17 protein-coding genes are annotated in these 16,720 nt (G+C 46.1%); 10 read left to right on the top strand and 7 right to left on the bottom strand.

All coding sequences use genetic code 11. The features are described 5' to 3' along the window. The first annotated feature begins 57 nt into the window (after positions 1-57). The 3 genes from B3157_RS01040 to B3157_RS01030 all read left to right on the top strand — a co-directional run bounded on the left by B3157_RS01040 (position 58) and on the right by B3157_RS01030 (position 2,318). Positions 58-354: a hypothetical protein gene (locus B3157_RS01040; protein ID WP_292588168.1), complete on the top strand. Its 297-nt coding sequence runs from the start codon at positions 58-60 to the stop codon at positions 352-354. 236 nt (positions 355-590) lie between these two features. After that, the gene (locus tag B3157_RS01035; protein ID WP_099829321.1) at positions 591-1,916 is read left to right on the top strand and encodes a TrpB-like pyridoxal phosphate-dependent enzyme; all 1,326 of its coding nucleotides are present in this window, start codon (positions 591-593) and stop codon (positions 1,914-1,916) included. 129 nt (positions 1,917-2,045) lie between these two features. Next, entirely contained in the window at positions 2,046-2,318 is a 273-nt protein-coding gene (locus B3157_RS01030; RefSeq protein ID WP_099829322.1) for an HU family DNA-binding protein, read from the top strand. 34 nt (positions 2,319-2,352) lie between these two features. Here the strand turns inward: B3157_RS01030 and uvrC are convergent, their stop codons facing one another. From uvrC to B3157_RS00995, 7 genes are read right to left on the bottom strand one after another with little or no spacing between them, the layout of a single operon-like run. Further along, on the bottom strand, positions 2,353-4,080 hold the full coding sequence (gene uvrC, locus B3157_RS01025; protein ID WP_214079400.1) for an excinuclease ABC subunit UvrC: 1,728 nt from the start codon (positions 4,078-4,080) through the stop codon (positions 2,353-2,355). After that, on the bottom strand, positions 4,073-4,606 hold the full coding sequence (locus B3157_RS01020; protein ID WP_292588164.1) for a DUF501 domain-containing protein: 534 nt from the start codon (positions 4,604-4,606) through the stop codon (positions 4,073-4,075). The genes uvrC and B3157_RS01020 overlap by 8 nt, the downstream gene beginning before the upstream one ends. Beyond that, positions 4,576-5,391, bottom strand: a complete 816-nt coding sequence (locus B3157_RS01015; protein ID WP_214079402.1) for a 50S ribosomal protein L11 methyltransferase — start codon at positions 5,389-5,391, stop codon at positions 4,576-4,578. Before B3157_RS01015 ends, B3157_RS01020 begins: the two co-directional genes overlap by 31 nt. Then, entirely contained in the window at positions 5,388-6,125 is a 738-nt protein-coding gene (gene rnc / locus B3157_RS01010; RefSeq protein ID WP_292588161.1) for a ribonuclease III, read from the bottom strand. Before rnc ends, B3157_RS01015 begins: the two co-directional genes overlap by 4 nt. Next, the gene (locus B3157_RS01005; RefSeq protein ID WP_292588159.1) at positions 6,125-8,023 is read right to left on the bottom strand and encodes a transketolase; all 1,899 of its coding nucleotides are present in this window, start codon (positions 8,021-8,023) and stop codon (positions 6,125-6,127) included. The genes rnc and B3157_RS01005 overlap by 1 nt, the downstream gene beginning before the upstream one ends. Before the next feature lie 20 nt (positions 8,024-8,043). Next, entirely contained in the window at positions 8,044-8,928 is an 885-nt protein-coding gene (locus tag B3157_RS01000; protein ID WP_214079404.1) for a PSP1 domain-containing protein, read from the bottom strand. After that, positions 8,921-9,958, bottom strand: a complete 1,038-nt coding sequence (locus B3157_RS00995) for a hypothetical protein (protein ID WP_292588156.1) — start codon at positions 9,956-9,958, stop codon at positions 8,921-8,923. Before B3157_RS00995 ends, B3157_RS01000 begins: the two co-directional genes overlap by 8 nt. A 47-nt stretch (positions 9,959-10,005) precedes the next feature. On the opposite strand from B3157_RS00995, the gene ndk reads away from it, so the two are divergent. The 7 genes from ndk to B3157_RS00960 are packed head-to-tail and all read left to right on the top strand — an operon-like array spanning position 10,006 to position 16,706. Continuing rightward, positions 10,006-10,449, top strand: a complete 444-nt coding sequence (gene ndk / locus B3157_RS00990) for a nucleoside-diphosphate kinase (RefSeq protein WP_099829330.1) — start codon at positions 10,006-10,008, stop codon at positions 10,447-10,449. Next, positions 10,449-11,627, top strand: a complete 1,179-nt coding sequence (locus B3157_RS00985) for a class I SAM-dependent rRNA methyltransferase (RefSeq protein WP_112109498.1) — start codon at positions 10,449-10,451, stop codon at positions 11,625-11,627. Before ndk ends, B3157_RS00985 begins: the two co-directional genes overlap by 1 nt. A gap of 5 nt (positions 11,628-11,632) precedes the next feature. Then, complete coding sequence (locus B3157_RS00980) at positions 11,633-12,448, top strand: zinc dependent phospholipase C family protein (protein ID WP_102818946.1); 816 nt, start codon at positions 11,633-11,635, stop codon at positions 12,446-12,448. 59 nt (positions 12,449-12,507) lie between these two features. Continuing rightward, positions 12,508-13,635, top strand: a complete 1,128-nt coding sequence (gene glgD, locus B3157_RS00975; protein ID WP_102818945.1) for a glucose-1-phosphate adenylyltransferase subunit GlgD — start codon at positions 12,508-12,510, stop codon at positions 13,633-13,635. Positions 13,636-13,648: 13 nt separating this feature from the next. Then, positions 13,649-14,917 carry a glucose-1-phosphate adenylyltransferase gene (locus B3157_RS00970; RefSeq protein ID WP_292588145.1) on the top strand — a complete coding sequence of 423 codons (1,269 nt, stop codon included), beginning with the start codon at positions 13,649-13,651 and terminating at the stop codon, positions 14,915-14,917. After that, the gene (locus B3157_RS00965) at positions 14,880-15,236 is read left to right on the top strand and encodes a hypothetical protein (protein WP_292588143.1); all 357 of its coding nucleotides are present in this window, start codon (positions 14,880-14,882) and stop codon (positions 15,234-15,236) included. The genes B3157_RS00970 and B3157_RS00965 overlap by 38 nt, the downstream gene beginning before the upstream one ends. Before the next feature lie 12 nt (positions 15,237-15,248). Then, entirely contained in the window at positions 15,249-16,706 is a 1,458-nt protein-coding gene (locus B3157_RS00960) for a 5'-nucleotidase C-terminal domain-containing protein (protein WP_292588141.1), read from the top strand. Positions 16,707-16,720: the final 14 nt, after the last annotated feature.

The following is a 16,720-nucleotide window of genomic DNA, read 5'->3' as shown; positions in this document are numbered from 1 at the left end:
AGACAAGTAAGTGAGGAATAGTAGACAAACAAGGGATGAATATGGTTGTGACCGAAGATGAAAGCTATTTTTCATTCCGTTTATTTCATAATGCTACTGTACCATGATGGCGATCAGCACGGTTTGTCTGGAAGGAGGATACCCCTGAACCTCAAAGAGTTGAAATATCTCTCGCTTTCGATCATTTGCCTTTGCTTTGTCTTCCTCATGGCCGGCCGGGTAGGGGTTGCCGGTGTTGTCCCATCAGCCTACGATTTGAGGAACGTCGATGGCAGATGCTATATGACTCCGGTAAAGTCACAATGCGTGCCCGGTCAATGGTGGAATTCGGCCGGCCTACGTAATGCATCATAATTAAATCTACTCAAGAGACCTCTGCTTGACTTGTAACATACCGAAGTAGTATATTTGGTTAAGCTAATTCAGCGAGGGATTATTATGGTTGTCAATCAATTTCTAAATAAACTGAATATGTTCTGGTGGTGGAGCTGCCCCTTCGGTGGGGGTTAGCCTTTCGCTACTAGGGTAAACCCATATTGAAGGGGCTCTCATAGTTGAGAGCCCCTTTACTTTTGAGGAGGTATATTGGCATGAAGAAAAGAATCATTGTGAATTTGAAGTCGGAGGAGCTTCCACGAAGCTGGTATAACATAAAGGCTGACTTACCATTCAAGATGGATCCGCCTTTGAATCCGGCAACCAATGAGGTGATCGATCCTGCAGATATGATGGCGATCTTCCCGAAGTCGATTGTTGAGCAGGAAATGAGTGAAGAAAGGTTCGTCCCTATTCCTGAGCCCGTTCTGGATGAGTATGTGGTATTCCGCCCCAGTCCACTTATAAGGGCGACCTTTCTCGAAGAGTATCTCAACACTCCAGCGAGGATATACTACAAGTATGAAGGTAACTCCCCGACCGGAAGTCACAAAACGAATACGGCAATAGCGCAGGCTTATTACAACAAGGCCGATGGAATAACCGAGCTAACTACGGAAACGGGGGCAGGACAGTGGGGTAGCGCCCTCTCGTATGCGGGCAGGAAATTCGGTTTGACGGTAAGAGTCTTCATGGTGAGAAACAGTTTCCAGTCGAAGCCAATGAGACAGCACATGATGAGAATGTTTAATGGAGAGGTTGAGCCGAGCCCTGGTGAACACACCGAAAGCGGAAGGAAGTTCCTCAAAGACAGGAAGAATTTCTCAGGTTCCTTGGGAATGGCAATTAGCGAGGCTATCGAAATCGTTCTGAATTCTAAGACGAAAAAGTACTCTCTCGGAAGTGTTCTCGATCACGTTCTTCTTCATCAGACAGTGATTGGTCTGGAAATTGAAAAGCAGCTGGAGATCCTTGGCGAAAAGCCTTCATCGATTCTTGGCTGTCACGGTGGCGGGTCAAACTTCGGCGGATCAATCTTGCCGTTTGTGAAGAGGGTATTCGAAGGAGAGAAAATTGAGTTCGTTGCCTGCGAGCCAGAATCATGTCCTACGCTTTCTAAAGGCGAGTATCGGTACGACAGCGGAGACACTGCTGGATTCACGCCGCTGCTGAAGATGTATACGCTTGGGAGAGAGTTTGTTCCACCCGCAATTCATGCCGGTGGTCTCAGATATCACGGTGCGGCTCCTCTCGTGTCGCGATTAGTGAAAGAAGGCATTGTCACTCCGGAAGCTTTCCCTCAAGAAGAGACTTTCAAAGCAGGTCTTCTCTTCGCTACAACGGAGGGTATTGTTCCCGCACCGGAGTCAACCCATGCAATTGCAGGTGCTGTTCGAAGAGCAATTGAGGCAAGGAAAAACAGAGAAGAGAAGGTTATTGTGTTCACTCTGAGCGGGAATGGCGTTCTAGACCTCTCTTCTTATACTAGCACAATCGAGGCGCATAAGGACGTGCTCAACTTCGACAACCTGCGCCCATAAGGCATTGTAGAGCATTGACTTGTTGAAATCCTTTTCGTCAAACGGTTTCAGATGATTCTATGTTGCAGAAGTCAATTAGAAAATGTTAGAATTTGGTTGTGATCTGAATTCTAGCTAGGGGGTGTACCTGTGAATAAGAAAGAACTTATCGCTGTTCTTGCACAAAGAACTGGAGCAACCAAGAAACTTGTCGGAGACGTAGTTGATAGCTTTATCGGCGTGGTAGGGGAAGAACTCTCAAAGAACCAGGAAGTTAAGCTAATAGGTTTCGGAACGTTTGAAGTTACCATGCGAAAGCCCAGGATGGGTGTCAACCCGAGAACGAAGGAAGCTATCGAGATTCCTGGCGGGAAGGTTCCGAAATTCAGACCTGGCAAAGAGCTAAAAGAGAAAGTTCAGTAATAATTGTCCTGCCGATAAGAGATGAAAGTGGAGCTTAGTCTCCACTTTTTTCACTAGCCCATCTCGTTACGGCTTCAACCGCCTTACTGTTTTTCAAGACAGAGCGGAGGTCATCTTCAGAGGCCTTTGAGATTCCTTTGATGCTTCCAAAGGCCTTCAAGAGTGCCTTCTTTCTTTTGGGTCCTATTCCTGGAATATCATCTATCTTCGAAGTTAGAAATCTCCTCTCCCTCAGAACTCTGTGATAGTTAATAGCGAATCGATGCGCCTCATTATCTATAGAGATGATCATTCTCAACACCGGATGTTCTTCTTTGAGTCTTACTCTGTCGCGATTATCAAGAAACACAAGCTCGTTGAACTCCTTTGCGAGTCCGACTATCTCGTATTCTTCGATCCCTATCTCTGCAAATGCCTTCTCAACTGCTCTCAACTGAGGTTCTCCTCCGTCAATAAGCAGAAGATCGGGGAGAGGGTACTTTGTGTATCGCCGTTTGACTACGGTTGCCATTGCTTCGAAATCATTTGGTTCTTCAAGCTCGCTTATTCTGTACCTTCTGTACTCCGACTTGTTCGGCTTACCGTTATCGAAAACTACTACTGAAGCGACTGTGTAGAGACCTTGTGTATGAGAGATATCGATTCCCTCGATTCTCGAGGGAAATCTCTTCAGTCCAAGTATCTGCTGAGCCTGTCGCAGCGAATGAGCCGCATTCAGTCTTATCTTCAGCTCTTCGTCGATATTCTTGAAGGCGATACTCAGAAGTCTCTCTTCCTGCTCATCACGGGGATCTCCAATGTAATCAAAATCTCTTCTGAATTGCCTCACATCTTTTTTCTTCAGACCGGTTACGATTAAAGACTTTGGAATTCTGTTCTTCTTGGCGTAGTAAAACTGGGTAATGAAATCCATAGGAGTACCATCCGGGAAGTCGAAAACCAGCTTTCCCAAGAGCATTCCTCCCCTTACCTGCAGCAGGGCAGCTAGCCCGGCCGAAACGGCCAATATGTCTGCCTTCAAATCTAGCGGGGCTTCAACCCCCTGAAAGGCGTAAAGGTCATCCATCGACGACAGAATGTCCCTTATTTCTGCCGCCCTTTCGAACTGAAGAGCCTCCGACAATACAGTCATCCTCTTGAGGAGAGCTTCTCTAACTTTTATCGTGTCCCCTTCAAGGAATTCGGTTAGCGCAGAAAGCTGCTCTTGATACTCTTCAGGAGAGACCTTTTCAACGCAAGGTGCCGAACACATTTTCAGATGATATAGAAAGCAGGGTCTCTTTATCCTGCCGAGATCATATGTGCATGTGCGAATCTTGAAGACTTTCTGTAGGAATTCTAGTAGCTTTCTGACAAGTCCGGCGCTCGTGTATGGACCAAAATAAGTGCCTTCGAGCTCCTTTGTTCGCGTGATCGCAATATAAGGATACTCCTCAGCGGATATGTATATGTATGGATAAGTACGCGAATCCTTCAGGAATACATTGTACTTCGGCTTTTTACTGAAGATTAGGTTGGCCTCGAGAAGCAGAGCCTCTCTTTCGGATGTGACCATTATGAAGTCCAGATCCTCCGACTCTTCGGCGATGCGTCTGGCCTTTTCGTTCTGAGACCACGTCGACTCTCTGAAGTATGAGAGGACTCTCCTCTTCAGCTTCTTTGCCTTTCCTACGTAGATTATTGCATTCTTTTCGTCCTTGAAGATATAAACTCCGGGTTCTTCCGGAAGCTGTGAAGCCTTGTTCAGTATTTGTTCATTCATTTCGGTTCAACAACTCTCTGCAAATGACTCTCTCAGATGAACAACGGGTTCTTTCTAAGAGACTCCATACTTCTCGTCCAATGGGGTTGTTCACACCTCCAAGAAAGTTAGCCAACTGCAGGTGAAGACACTTAACCATTTTCAGATTTCTTATCCCTCCAATACCTCTAACAAGCAGCAGCAACTTCTGCGATTCAGATAGAGTGCACCGACCGAGGATTCTCTTTTTGATCAACGTGGTTTCTTCATGGGCTTTGAGATACTCGTCTGCAAAAACGCCGTCACGTTCGATTCTCTTCTCGAATTCAGTTATCATTCCCCCGCTCTCAAGACGGGAGACTTTCTCCTTCAAGAAGGGGCAGCTCAGCCAGAAAAGCGTCGGGAAGGGCTTTCCATAAGAAATGAGGGAGGACTCAATAACTTTCGGAAATCCCCATTCGCAGACTCTGGCTACTCTGAAGTCGTTCTTCAGTTCTCTCCCTAGTTGAAGAGAGACTATTTTCTTCTCAATTTTATCGCTTTCCAATCTCCGTCTTCCCTGCTGCTCTCTATAAGAAAGGTTCCTTCAATAAGGTTTCCGATCTCACTGAACTTGTCTTTGTAAATTCCCGAGAGGATTACGGTGCCGTGTTCATCTAGAAAACTCTCTAGGTCAAGAACAAATTCTCTCAAAAGCTCTACAATCATATTCGAGACAATTATGTCAAAACGCTCTTCGGGTTTTACAGAGGAGAGAAATTCCGATTGTCTTGCATCTATACACACATCATTTATCCTTGCTGTCTCATTGGTCTTCTCTACCGAGTGCTCGTCTATGTCGAGCGCCACGACCTGTGATGCGCCCTTCTTCGCAGCAATTGCCGAGAGGATACCTGTGCCGCAACCCACGTCAAGAACTCTAGAGCCTCTGACAACGGCTTCAACAAGAAGAGAGGCAGCCAGCTTCGTTGACTCATGAAGGCCAGTGCCAAACGCCATTCCCGGTATAATTCCGATCTTATTCGGATCGACCACTCTTTCCTCTTCCTCAAGAGGAAGGACTTCAACGCTTTTGCAGAGCTCGAACGGTACCAGAGTCTCTTTCCATTTCTCGAACCAATCCTTTTGTTCGGTGAACCCTAGATCGGAGAACTCCATCTTACTTAGGAAGTAAGGTAGTTCCTCCCCTTCTTCAAGAAGTACATGCAGAGCAATTCCAGAGTCGACGGTCTTCTCGAAGAAGAGATTAGAGAATCCTTCATTCCAGCTGATTCCCTCAATCAAGTCGCTTTCTTCTTCTGAAACAAAAGAGACTAAATGTCTGTACTTCACTTCTCAGCACCTGCCTTATCGAGCCCTTTACTAAGAGCTTCAAGAGCGTGCTTCGCGGCAAGCTGTTCTGCCGCTTTCTTCGTCCTACCCTCTCCTTCACCGACAATCTTTCCATCCAAGAAAACACCGACTTTGAACCACTTGTCCTGAGGTGGTCCTTCGTCCAGAATCGTTTCATATGATGGTCTAGAACTGAAACGAGCTTGGGTTAACTCCTGAAGTGAGGTCTTGTAATCAAGAATCAACTCGCCGTTGACCGCCTGATCAATATAGTCGCAAAGCTTTGACTGAACAAAACTGACCGAGGCTTCAAATCCACTTGTCAAGAAGACTGCAGCAAGAACTGCCTCAAACGTATCTGCGAGAATAGAATCTCGATCAGACCCACCCATTTGCCTCTCTCCTTTTCCCAGAAAGACGAAGTCTCCTATCCTCATGAATCTTGCGACATCGGAAAGTACTTTTTCGCTTCCAACCATCGCCCTGATTTTCGACATGTCGCCTTCGGACAATGAGTATTCATCAAACAGCGTTTTCGCAAGTGACAGTTCAAGAACCGCATCTCCGAGAAACTCCATCCTTTCGTTTGACTCCAGAATCCTCTCTCCGTTCTGCGCGAGCTCGTTAGTGAACGAGGAATGGCAGAGAGCCCTGAAAGCGAGCTCTCTGTTTGCTTCAATTCCGTTTATTCTGCAAAACTCATTTACTTGCTTTTCTTCCTCGACGCTTAGCATTACCTGGCAATTCTCCTGATCTTCTCAACCATTTTGCCGCTCGAAAGACCGCAGAGATCGAATAGCAGCTCATTATCACCGGAGAACATATATCTCTCTACACCAAGCTTCTCAAATCTCTCAGGCATTATCTTCGAGTCGATCAAATAGTCCGATAGAATCGTGCCTAATCCACTCTCCACATTGTGATCTTCTGCGGTTATAACGACTTTGGACAAGTGTTCTTTGACGCTATCGAAATCCGCTTCTAGAGGGCAGCTGACGTTAAGAACCGTGACTTCTATTCCCTCTGACCTGAGCTTATCTGCAGCCTCAACGGCCTTATGGGTTACCTGACCGGTCGTAACTATGGTTACACCCTTTCCTTTCCTGACAACATCGACCTTGCCATATTCAAACTTGTATCCATCGCCGAAGAAAGCTCTTCCATTCTCATCGGAAATTGGATTCATAGTAGATCTTCCCATTGCGATGACGAAGTTTCCTTCAGTCGCGCTCACATACCTTACAGCTTTGTCCGTCTGATTTGGATCTGCCGGTACGATCAGCTTGAAGCCAAATAGATTCCTCAAGGCCCCAATGTAATCAATACAGTGGTGAGTCTTTCCATCTTCTCCCACGTCTATTCCTACATGGGTCACCCCAACTTTGACGTTTGCTTTGTTTATGTCGTTCAGCCGTTGCTGATTGTAGGTTTCATCGATTCCAAAGACTCCAAAGTCTGCAAAGAAAGTAAGCACACCACATACGGACGCAGCACCGGCAACCGTTGCCGCATTATGTTCCTGAACTCCAATCTGAACGAAGTTCTCCGGCCAGACCTTCTCGAACTCGTTTACCTTCGTTGAGGGTTTCAAATCACAATCAACAACCATCATCGGAACTTTTCCCTTGTTCAGCTTTCCAATATCTGCGAGAGCCCTTCCAAAGGCCGATCTGTTGTCGGTCTTCTTGTCAACAGGATAAACAATCGAATCTCCCGTGACCGGTCTTACCACTTCGTCTATGGGGCGCACATGTTCATGATAAGTGGGAAGCTCCTTCCTCATTTCGACATATCTTTCGATATCACTTTCAAGGCCAAGCTCGGCAAGCGCAGAGGCGGCCTTCTCCATATCCAGAGGTTTGCCGTGATACGAAACATCACCCTCCATGAAGGAAACACCTTTTCCCATAACTGTTCTGCCAATAATGACTGCGGGGATTTTTGAATCGAACGCTTCCACGAGAGCTTCATTGAGCTCGGCATAGTCGTGGCCGTCGACCTCTATAACCTTCCATCCATCAGCGAGATAGTTTGCCTTAATGTCCACGTACATTATGTCGCTCGCTTTTCCGGAGATCTGAGCATCATTGTAGTCGACAACAACAACAAGGTTATTGAGCTCGTATTTCTTGGCCGTTCTTCTTGCCTCCGCCACCTGACCTTTTGCCTGTTCGGCATCACTCATGGCTACTATCACCCTGTTGTTTTTCCCTCTGATTTTCGAAGCAAGGGCCATGCCAACACCTACGGACAACCCCTGCCCAAGATTTCCTGTAGTCCATTCTACGCCAGGAATCCCTCTTGTGATGTGACCCTCGAATATCGATCCGGGATGCCTGAATCCGGCAATTGCCTCGTCAATGTCTATAAAACCCAATCTCCCAAGTGTCGCATATACCCCGGGAGATGTATGACCGTGGCTTACAACAACCCTATCGCGTTCGGGATCGTAGGGGTTCTTCGGATCTTTCTCTGCAAAATCATAAACGGATAGGAATATGTCTATCGATGACATTGAACCGCCCGGATGACCGGAATTCGCAACTGTGGTCATCTTTATGATGTCTCCCCTGCACACTCTTCCAAGGTTTTCTAGTCTCTTAATCTCATCTTTCGTCAGCAAACGCGCCATATCCAACCTCCATTCACACTTCAACCGTCAATCGAAATATCCTCGTCTCTATTCTTTATTAGCTCATCGGGATTTGTGTCCTGAATAATAGATCTCTGGCTCATTCTAAAGTCATCAAACTGAACCTTGAGCATCTGGCCGTCATCTGCAACCAGGGTGATCACTTTCATGAAGATGTTCACCGTCAGAACCTTGCAAGTCTTTCCTTCATAGTCGACAAGAGATCCTTCATCAGGGATATCCAATAACTCATTTTCATAGAGCTCCTGTTCATAGGATAGACAGCAAAGCAGTCTTCCGCACCTACCGGATATCTTTGCAGGGTTTATCAGCAATTGCTGCTTCTTCGCATGCTTGAGCGTTATACTCTCAAACTGTCTCAAGAAGCGGGCGCAGCAAGCTGTCATGCCGCACAACCCGAGGCTGCCGGTCATTTTAACTTCATCTCTTATTCCAACTTGCCTGAGCTCTATCCTCGTTCTGAATGCCCTGGCAAGATCCTTCACCAACTCTCTGAAATCGACCCTGCTGTCGGCACCAAAATAGAAGACTATTCTTGAGCGATCAAACATATATCTCGCCTCGAGCAATCTCATAGGAAGCGAGTGCTTTTTTATCAGCTCCTGGCAGGTATTCATAGCAGCTTCGGCCTCTTCCTTGTTCTTTGCATGAGTCTCCCAGTCTTCATCAGTCATTACCCTAACGATCGGTTTCAGCTCTTCCTTTGAGTCATCTATACGAATCTCAACTGGTCCATACATGACCTTACCCACATCCAGTCCGAACTCACTCATTGCAAGCACACGATCTCCCTGCTTTAGGAGCTGTTCACTAGATGTGTACTGATAAAGCTTGCCAACAGAATGAAACTCGACTCCATATACAGTTCCATATATTTCAGGCATCTGAATTACCTCCGTTTTCTCTTCTTACGAGGCTCCTCGAAACCGAGTACAGAGCTCTGAATGAAACGAGATTCGAGTTCTGAGATGAAGTCCTCTGTCTAAGGAACCTGTCACACCAAGCAAAATCTGCCAGGATCTCCTTTCCCGGCACGAAACTCACTAGCCATTCTATCAGATCGAGGTTTACAACAGAGTTACTGGAAGTATCTGCCGATAGAATTACTACATCTCTCAGTATGCTTCTGGCTACTTCAACGAGCTCACGCGATCTTTCAAATGAGCCCTGCCCAATGAATAGAGGCGAGATTTCTCTGAAGGTTGTGAAGAATTTGTCAGATTCTACGATGCTTCTGCAAAGAGCAGCAAATGCTCTTCTTCGTCTAACAATATCTATCGGCTCGTTAACTTCACTCTCAGACAGTACAGAAACCAGTCCGTTGAGGTCTGAAGGAACCTCCATCGAACCCCAGTCTATGGACTCGACTTCCTGATCAAGAAAGAACCGAAGAACAGAGAAGTTCTGTCGCGCACATGCGTAGATTCTCGATACGCTATTCCCATACTTATCTCTCAATTTACCTATCAGTTCTTCAGGAACATCAACAACGACAGAGACCGTTCTGCTCCTTACTGTGGGAAGAAGAGACTGCCATGAAGTAGTGGTCATTATCAGCGTTGCAAAACAGGGAGGCTCTTCGAGTATTTTTAGGAAGGCATTTGCACTCTCATCTGTCATCTTTTCACATTGATGGACCAATACATACTTTCTCTTGCCTCCCGAAGGCTTGTGGAGCATCATCTCTTCAATATCCCGCACTCTGTCAATTCCGATGTTCCCTTTCTCAGGCTCTATAAGAAGAAAATCTTCAATATATCTCTTTCTGTTCCATTTTGGATCGGACTCGACCAATGACAAAGCCGAAGTCTTCAAGTATTCGCTGTCTCTGCCTACCAAAGTCACGCTTATTCCCGAATTTCGAGCCAAGAATCGGGCAAGTCTGTCGCTAACTACTCCGTTGAACCACTCCATGTTTTAATTATAGCAATGAATGACGAATTTGATTGGAGGGAAGTATTATGGAGAGAACATTTGCTTATCTGAAGCCAAACGCTATTCAGCGAGGCCTCGTAGGAGAGATAATCAGAAGAATCGAGGAAAAAGGTCTTAAGATATTAGCTCTCAAAATGCTCATGATTTCAGAGTCTAAAGCTAGAGAACTATACAGGGAGCATGCCGGGAAAGACTTCTACGAACCTTTGCTCGGTTTCATACAATCTGGCCCAGTTGTGGCAATAGTTCTTGAAGGTGAGGATGCCGTTCAGAGATTGAGAATCCTCATCGGGAAAACCGATCCGGTCCAGGCAGACCCGGGAAGTATTCGTGGAAGGTTCGGCGTCTCCGTCAGAAAGAACCTCATCCACGCTTCAGACAGTATTGAAAGTGCAATTCGCGAAACGAATATCTTCTTTGACAAAACTGAGATTCTTGACTATTCTCTGTTGATTGAAGGGCAGCTCTGATGCTAATTGCGCAAATAAAAAAAGGAAAGGAAGGAAAGGTGTTGAATTCTTACCCGTGGATCTTCAAAGATGAAATCCTCTCTCTTGAAGGCTCTGCAGATAGAGTAAGCGAAGTCAATGTCTTCTCTTCTACTTACGAGTTCCTGGGGAAAGGCTTCTTCAACCCTGGTTCAACGAGGTCGATAATGGTTCTAACTAATCATGATGAAGAACTGGGAGAGGCTTTCTTCAGAAAGCTTCTGAATAAATCCTTGCAGAAAAGAGACAGGCTTTTCGATACACCTTACTACAGGCTAATCCATGGCGAGGGGGATAGACTTCCTGGACTTGTAGTTGACAGATACGGCGATTTTTTAGCAGTGCAGTTCAGAAATCTGATCATGCAGGAAAGAAAGCAAATGATCGTCACCCTTCTTTCAGATCTTCTGAGCCCGATGGGAATCTACGAACGCAGCGACTTTGAGATGGGGGTGGACGACAGAATTGAGAGAAACACCGGCCTGCTTTGCGGGAAGGTACCGGACTCAATCGAAATTGAGGAAAACGGCCTAAGATTTCTTGTAGATGTCAAGAACAGCCAGAAGACCGGATTCTTCTTTGACCAAAGAGACTCCAGAGCATTCTGCAGAAAGATTACTAAGGAGCTGTCGCTTCAAAAGGGGCTAGATCTCTTCTCTTTTACGGGCGGCTTTGGACTCAACATGGCATTCTCCGGAGCAGAGGCGATTTGTGTTGACAAGTCGGAAGAAGATCTAGAAAGGGCAAGACTGAACTCCGTAGTGAACAAGGTGGATAACCGGCTGCAGTTAGTCCAGAGCGATGTTCTTGCCTTCCTTAATGAATTTGAAAAGAATGACTATTTTGATATAGTAGTATTGGATCCGCCATCCTTTGTTAAGCATAAGAAAGAGCTTCCGCATGGAATTTCACTTTTCAGAAAGCTAGTAGAGAGCACGCTACCGTTAATGAAGGATGGGGGAATCCTCGGCCTCTGCACTTGCGCCTACAATATTGGGATTGAGCATCTAGTAGAGTCTGTAAGAAGATCAACAGAAAGAAGAGGCTTGAGGTTTTCGCATTTGGCGATCACTCTGCAGTCACCTGATCATCCGTGGCTTTTGGAGGTTCCTGAAAGCCTTTATTTGAAGTGTCTGTGGGGCTTCGTAGAGAAGGAGTGAGTTTTTTGCCCGGCTTCTGGACTCATATCATGTATGGAAAAGATGTTCTGGAAGAAATAGGACTCGATCTTGAAGCCGACAAAAGAGAGGAGTTCAATCTTGGGTGCCTCTTTACTGATCCTGGACAGTATTGCTCAAGAGAAGACCCGGAGTTTTCTCTCTGGAGATTTTCTCATACGCTGAGATGTGATGATTTTGCCGAAGAGGTCTGCAGAAGAGCCGAAGAGATCTCTCGCTTCTACTCTCTCGGGGTGATATGCCATTACTTTCTCGATGCAACCGTTAATCATTATATTGTCGCCCGTGCAGGAAATGGATATAAGTATCGGCAGCTTGAGACAATGATAGACAAAGTAATACTGAAGAACAGAGTAGAGGCAGTTATTCTTGACCTTGATCCGACTGCCGAGTTTTCCAAGTCTCTACCTGAAGCTCTAGAAGATCTTTACAGAGCGATTGCTGAGGAGTACTACGGAGTGAAAGGTTGTTCTATCCAAAAGGCAATAAACTCTATGAACGAGTATTTCGCGGGGATATACGGTCGTTCCAGACTGGGCATCATTCTCAAGAGATTCAGCATCAAGGAAGGCTCTCCGGAAGAGGCTTTTTTCAAAGACACTCATACAGATCCGCTGAATCTGGAAATGAAACCTTGGTTTCACAGTATAGCTGGATGGGAGAGTAAAAAGACCTTTGAAGAACTTTACAGCGATGCCTTCGACAAGGCTGTCCATTTTATGCAGAGTTATCTGGACGGCGTAGGCGAGTTGTCTTTACCCGGGGTCTCTCTCATGACCAATTTACCATTAATGGAGTACTGACTAACAAATTCGAGATGAAGGGAGGAAGATCGCATCCAGATCTGGAATGCGGTGATCATATGAAAGTTCTCGGAATAATCCTGGCAGGTGGACGAGGTGAGTACTTGAGTTCCCTTACGCAAGTTCGTACAAGTGCCGCACTACCGGTTTTCGGAAAGTACAGGTCCATCGATTTCACGCTCAGTAATATGATCAATGCCGGGGTATCGAAGGTTGGCATTATTACTCAATACAGCCCTAGAAGCCTAATGGACCACATAGGTTCCGGTAAAGAATGGGATCTTGACAGGAAACAGGGCGGTCTTTTCATTCTGCAGCCTTACTACTCACCGTATAATCCTTCCATGGGATACAAGGGAACTGCAGATGCTCTGTTCCAGAACATAGACATACTTCGGAGAGGGAACGAAGACTCGGTACTGATTGGTTCTGGAGATCATATTTTCAAGACTGACCTTACCAAGATATTCAGGTATCATCTCGATACGGTGGCCGACATAACCGTCCTAACAGGAAACAAGAATGGTGAATGTGGTATGAAAGGTATGGATAGAGTCATATGCAAGAACGGAAGAGTAATAAAGTGGATAGAGAAGGAAAATGCCTCTGAGAACCCTGATGAGGGAGACTGCGTTGCTCTTGGTGTTTACTTCGTAAACAAGTTCCTCTTGCGAGAACTTCTCTACTCAGCGGTTCCCAACGGCTATAACGAGCTTGTTAAGGGTATTATCTCTCCTAATCTCTCTTCGCTAAATGTTAGAGAGTACAGATACAACGGGTATTGGCGGGATATCAAGCAGAGCAAGAAATGCTATTTCAAGACAAATCTCGATATCCTGGATCCTCAGATCAGACGAGAGTTGTTTTACGAGAACGGTAGAGTATTTACGAAACTAAAGGATCTTCCACCTCCGAAGATCACCGGAACGGCATCTATGAACAACTCAGTCATTGCAGATGGATGCGTAATTGGAGGAAGAATCGAAGATTCAGTCTTGTTCAGAGATACTAGAGTTATGGCAGGGGCAACCGTTAAGAACTCAGTTCTCCTTGAGGGCTGCCTCGTCGAAGAAGGCGCTTACATAGAAAACGTAATTATGGACAAGTACTGCACAGTTAGGCTTGGGAGAAGTTTCGTTGGTGAGAGCGAAGAGCCCACAGTGATCGAAAAACACGGCGTAATATAGGGCGGGTGATTGTATGGCCAAAAAAGTAGTAGCATTGATTCTAGCTGGCGGACAGGGTACAAGACTGGGATTACTAACCGATGAGGTTGCAAAACCGGCGGTGCCTTTTGGAGGCAAGTACAGGATAATCGACTTTGCACTTAGTAACTGCGTGAATTCTGGAATCTACGCAGTTGGTGTGCTTACTCAATACAGGCCTCACATTCTCTCCAGGCATATCGGAATAGGTCGTCCCTGGGATCTTGACAGAAAGGATGGGGGGGTAGTCATTCTCCCGCCGTTCATCGCTCAGGGAGATTCAAACTGGTATAAGGGAACGGCAAATGCCGTATTCCAGAATATTGATTTTGTCGATGATTACGACCCAGAAATTGTTGTAGTCCTTTCTGGCGACCACATCTACTCTATGGATTACAACGAAATGATCGATTATCATCTCTCGAAAGGTGCCACGGGAACAGTAGCATGTATGCGTGTTCCGCTGTCTGAAGCTAATAGATTCGGCATGATGATAACGGATTTTGAAAACAAAATAGTCGACTTTCAGGAGAAGCCTGAACAACCGAAGTCGGATCTTGCCTCTCTTGGGATTTACGTCTTTGACTGGAAGTTCCTTAGAGAAAGGTTAATCGAAGATGAAAAGGATCCCGAGAGTGACAATGATTTCGGGAAGAACATCTTGCCGAAGATCGTACATGATAACGCTGGAAGGCTTTTCGCTTTCGTCTTCGAAGGATACTGGAGAGACGTCGGTACGATCGAATCTCTCTGGGAAGCAAACATAGAGCTAACACGGCCTATTCCTCCACTGAACCTCCACGATCCTTCCTGGAGGTTTTACACCCAAACGGAAGAGTATCTCCCTGCTTACGTCGGAACCAGTTCTCATGTCAGAAACTCCCTGATTAACGAAGGGGCAGAGATTTACGGTCGAGTAGAGAATTCAGTTATCTTCCAAGGCGTGCAGATCGGAGAAGGTTCGGTTGTTAAGAATTCTGTGATTATGACAAACTCCAAAATTGGAAGCAATGTGGTCATAGACAAGGGGATAATTGGAGAGAGAACGACAGTTAGAGATGGGGTGGTTGTTGGTTATGGAGACGAAGTGCCACACGAATCTCAACCACACATATATGATTCGGGTATTGTCGTTGTCGGATCGGACGTAATCATTCCCGAGAATCTTAAGATAGGTAGAAACAGCGCAGTTCTCAATCACGTTAAAGAGGAGGACTTCGAGGGAGATGTGGCTGGCGGCAAGACCATCTCGCCCAGAGAATAAAGGCAAAGGAGTAGCTTATTTTTCGTTGTTGATAGCTATACTGATAATCTGTACGACAATTGTTACATCGCTTGTTCCCCTAGAGACAATAATGAATGCGAGGCGCCTTGGTTCTTGGTATTTCAGACTGGCTCTCACTGTGAAATCGTTGTATCTTGCAGAGCCGGCCGAAACGGAACTCAACGGTTTCCTGGTTACAAAAAGCTCAAGAACTGTCTCTTCAAACTGCGCAGAAATAGAAATAATCAATTACCATATAAGTGAAGGAGATAGGCACTTCGATTTCGAGTTAATTGGAGAAATCACCGATATTCTATAAGGAGGTAGAAGTATGAAAAAAGTTCTTTTGATTACCCTACTGTTAGTCATGGCCGTATTTGTCATGGCTCAGAGACTTACGATTGTCCATATCAACGACACTCATGGACACATTTGGCCAGAGGGCGAGTTCGGCGGGCTTGCGGCCGTAGCCACTCTGGTCAACCAGGCTAGAGCGGAGAATCCCAACACTCTTTTCTTGCACGCAGGTGACATGAACACCGGTGTTCCAGAGTCGGACCTGCAGGATGCAGCTCCAGACATAGTTTCACTGAACCTTATGAAACTCGATGCGATGGCTATCGGAAATCACGAATTTGACAACGACGCATCGGTACTTGCTAAGCAGATGGACATTGCTAGCTTCCCGTTCCTCAGCGCCAATATCTACAAGGACGGAGAACCGGCCTTCCAGGAATACATTATCAAGGAAGTTGGCGGAATAAAGGTTGCAATAGTAGGATTCACTGCTCAGGAGACTGAAATCCTTGAATACTTGTACGCCAAGGACTACGAATGGATGGATGTCATAGAAATCGCCAAGGAAATCATACCGTTTCTGGAGGCCCAGGCGGATATAATTATCGCTCTTACACACATGGGAAGCAATCCGGTTCTTGCGGGCCCGAATTCCTGGGAGCTTGCCAAGGCGGTTGACGGAATCGATGTTATTGTTGACGGACACAGCCACACTTTCTATGAAAGACCTGAAATAATCAACGAAACAATTATTGTTTCTGCTGGAGAATGGGCAAAGAATGTGGGCAAGCTCGATCTGGAAATCGTCGACGGAACGGTAATCTTCGTTTCTTTCAGGAATCTTCCTGTCCTGGCAGAAGAGATAAAACCTGACTTCGCAGTGGCAACTGTTCTTGATTACTTCAAGAAGGCCGGAGGAGAAGCTCTTGGCACAGTTGTCGGTGAAACAACGATCAAGCTTGAGGGTGACAGGGGAGTAGTTAGAGCCCAAGACACAAACCTCGGTTACTTGATCTGTGACGCGATGGTGTGGAAGTCCGGAGCGGACCTTGCAATAACCAATTCCGGTGGTATCAGAGCTTCAATTCAGGCTGGTCCGATCACATATCGCGACATTCTTACAGTACTCCCGTTCGGAAATACACTTTACGTTGTTGATGTACCGGGGACAGCCCTCCGAGATCTTCTGGAGTACACGGCAACCAGAGAACCAGGGCAGGGAGCGATGGCTCAGGTAAGCGGAGTAACTTATGTAATAGAGAATGGCGAGGCCAAGGATATTCTTGTGAACGGAGCTCCCATTGATGACAATAAGGTGTACAAAGTTGCTACAAATAACTACCTTGCCTCTGGCGGTGACGGGTATACGGTCCTTGCAGGACTCTCCGGTTACGACACCGGATTCGTGCTGGCAGATGTAGTGGTTGAGTTCGTTGGAGAGATAAGCCCGATAACCGCTTACGCCGATAGCGGAAGGATAACCAGAAAGTAGTTTTAGATTAAGTT

The sequence above is a fragment of the Mesotoga sp. UBA5557 genome (assembly GCF_002425715.1).
In the GTDB taxonomy this organism is placed as follows: Bacteria; Thermotogota; Thermotogae; order Petrotogales; family Kosmotogaceae; genus Mesotoga.
This window is presented reverse-complemented; position numbering and strand designations above follow the sequence as displayed.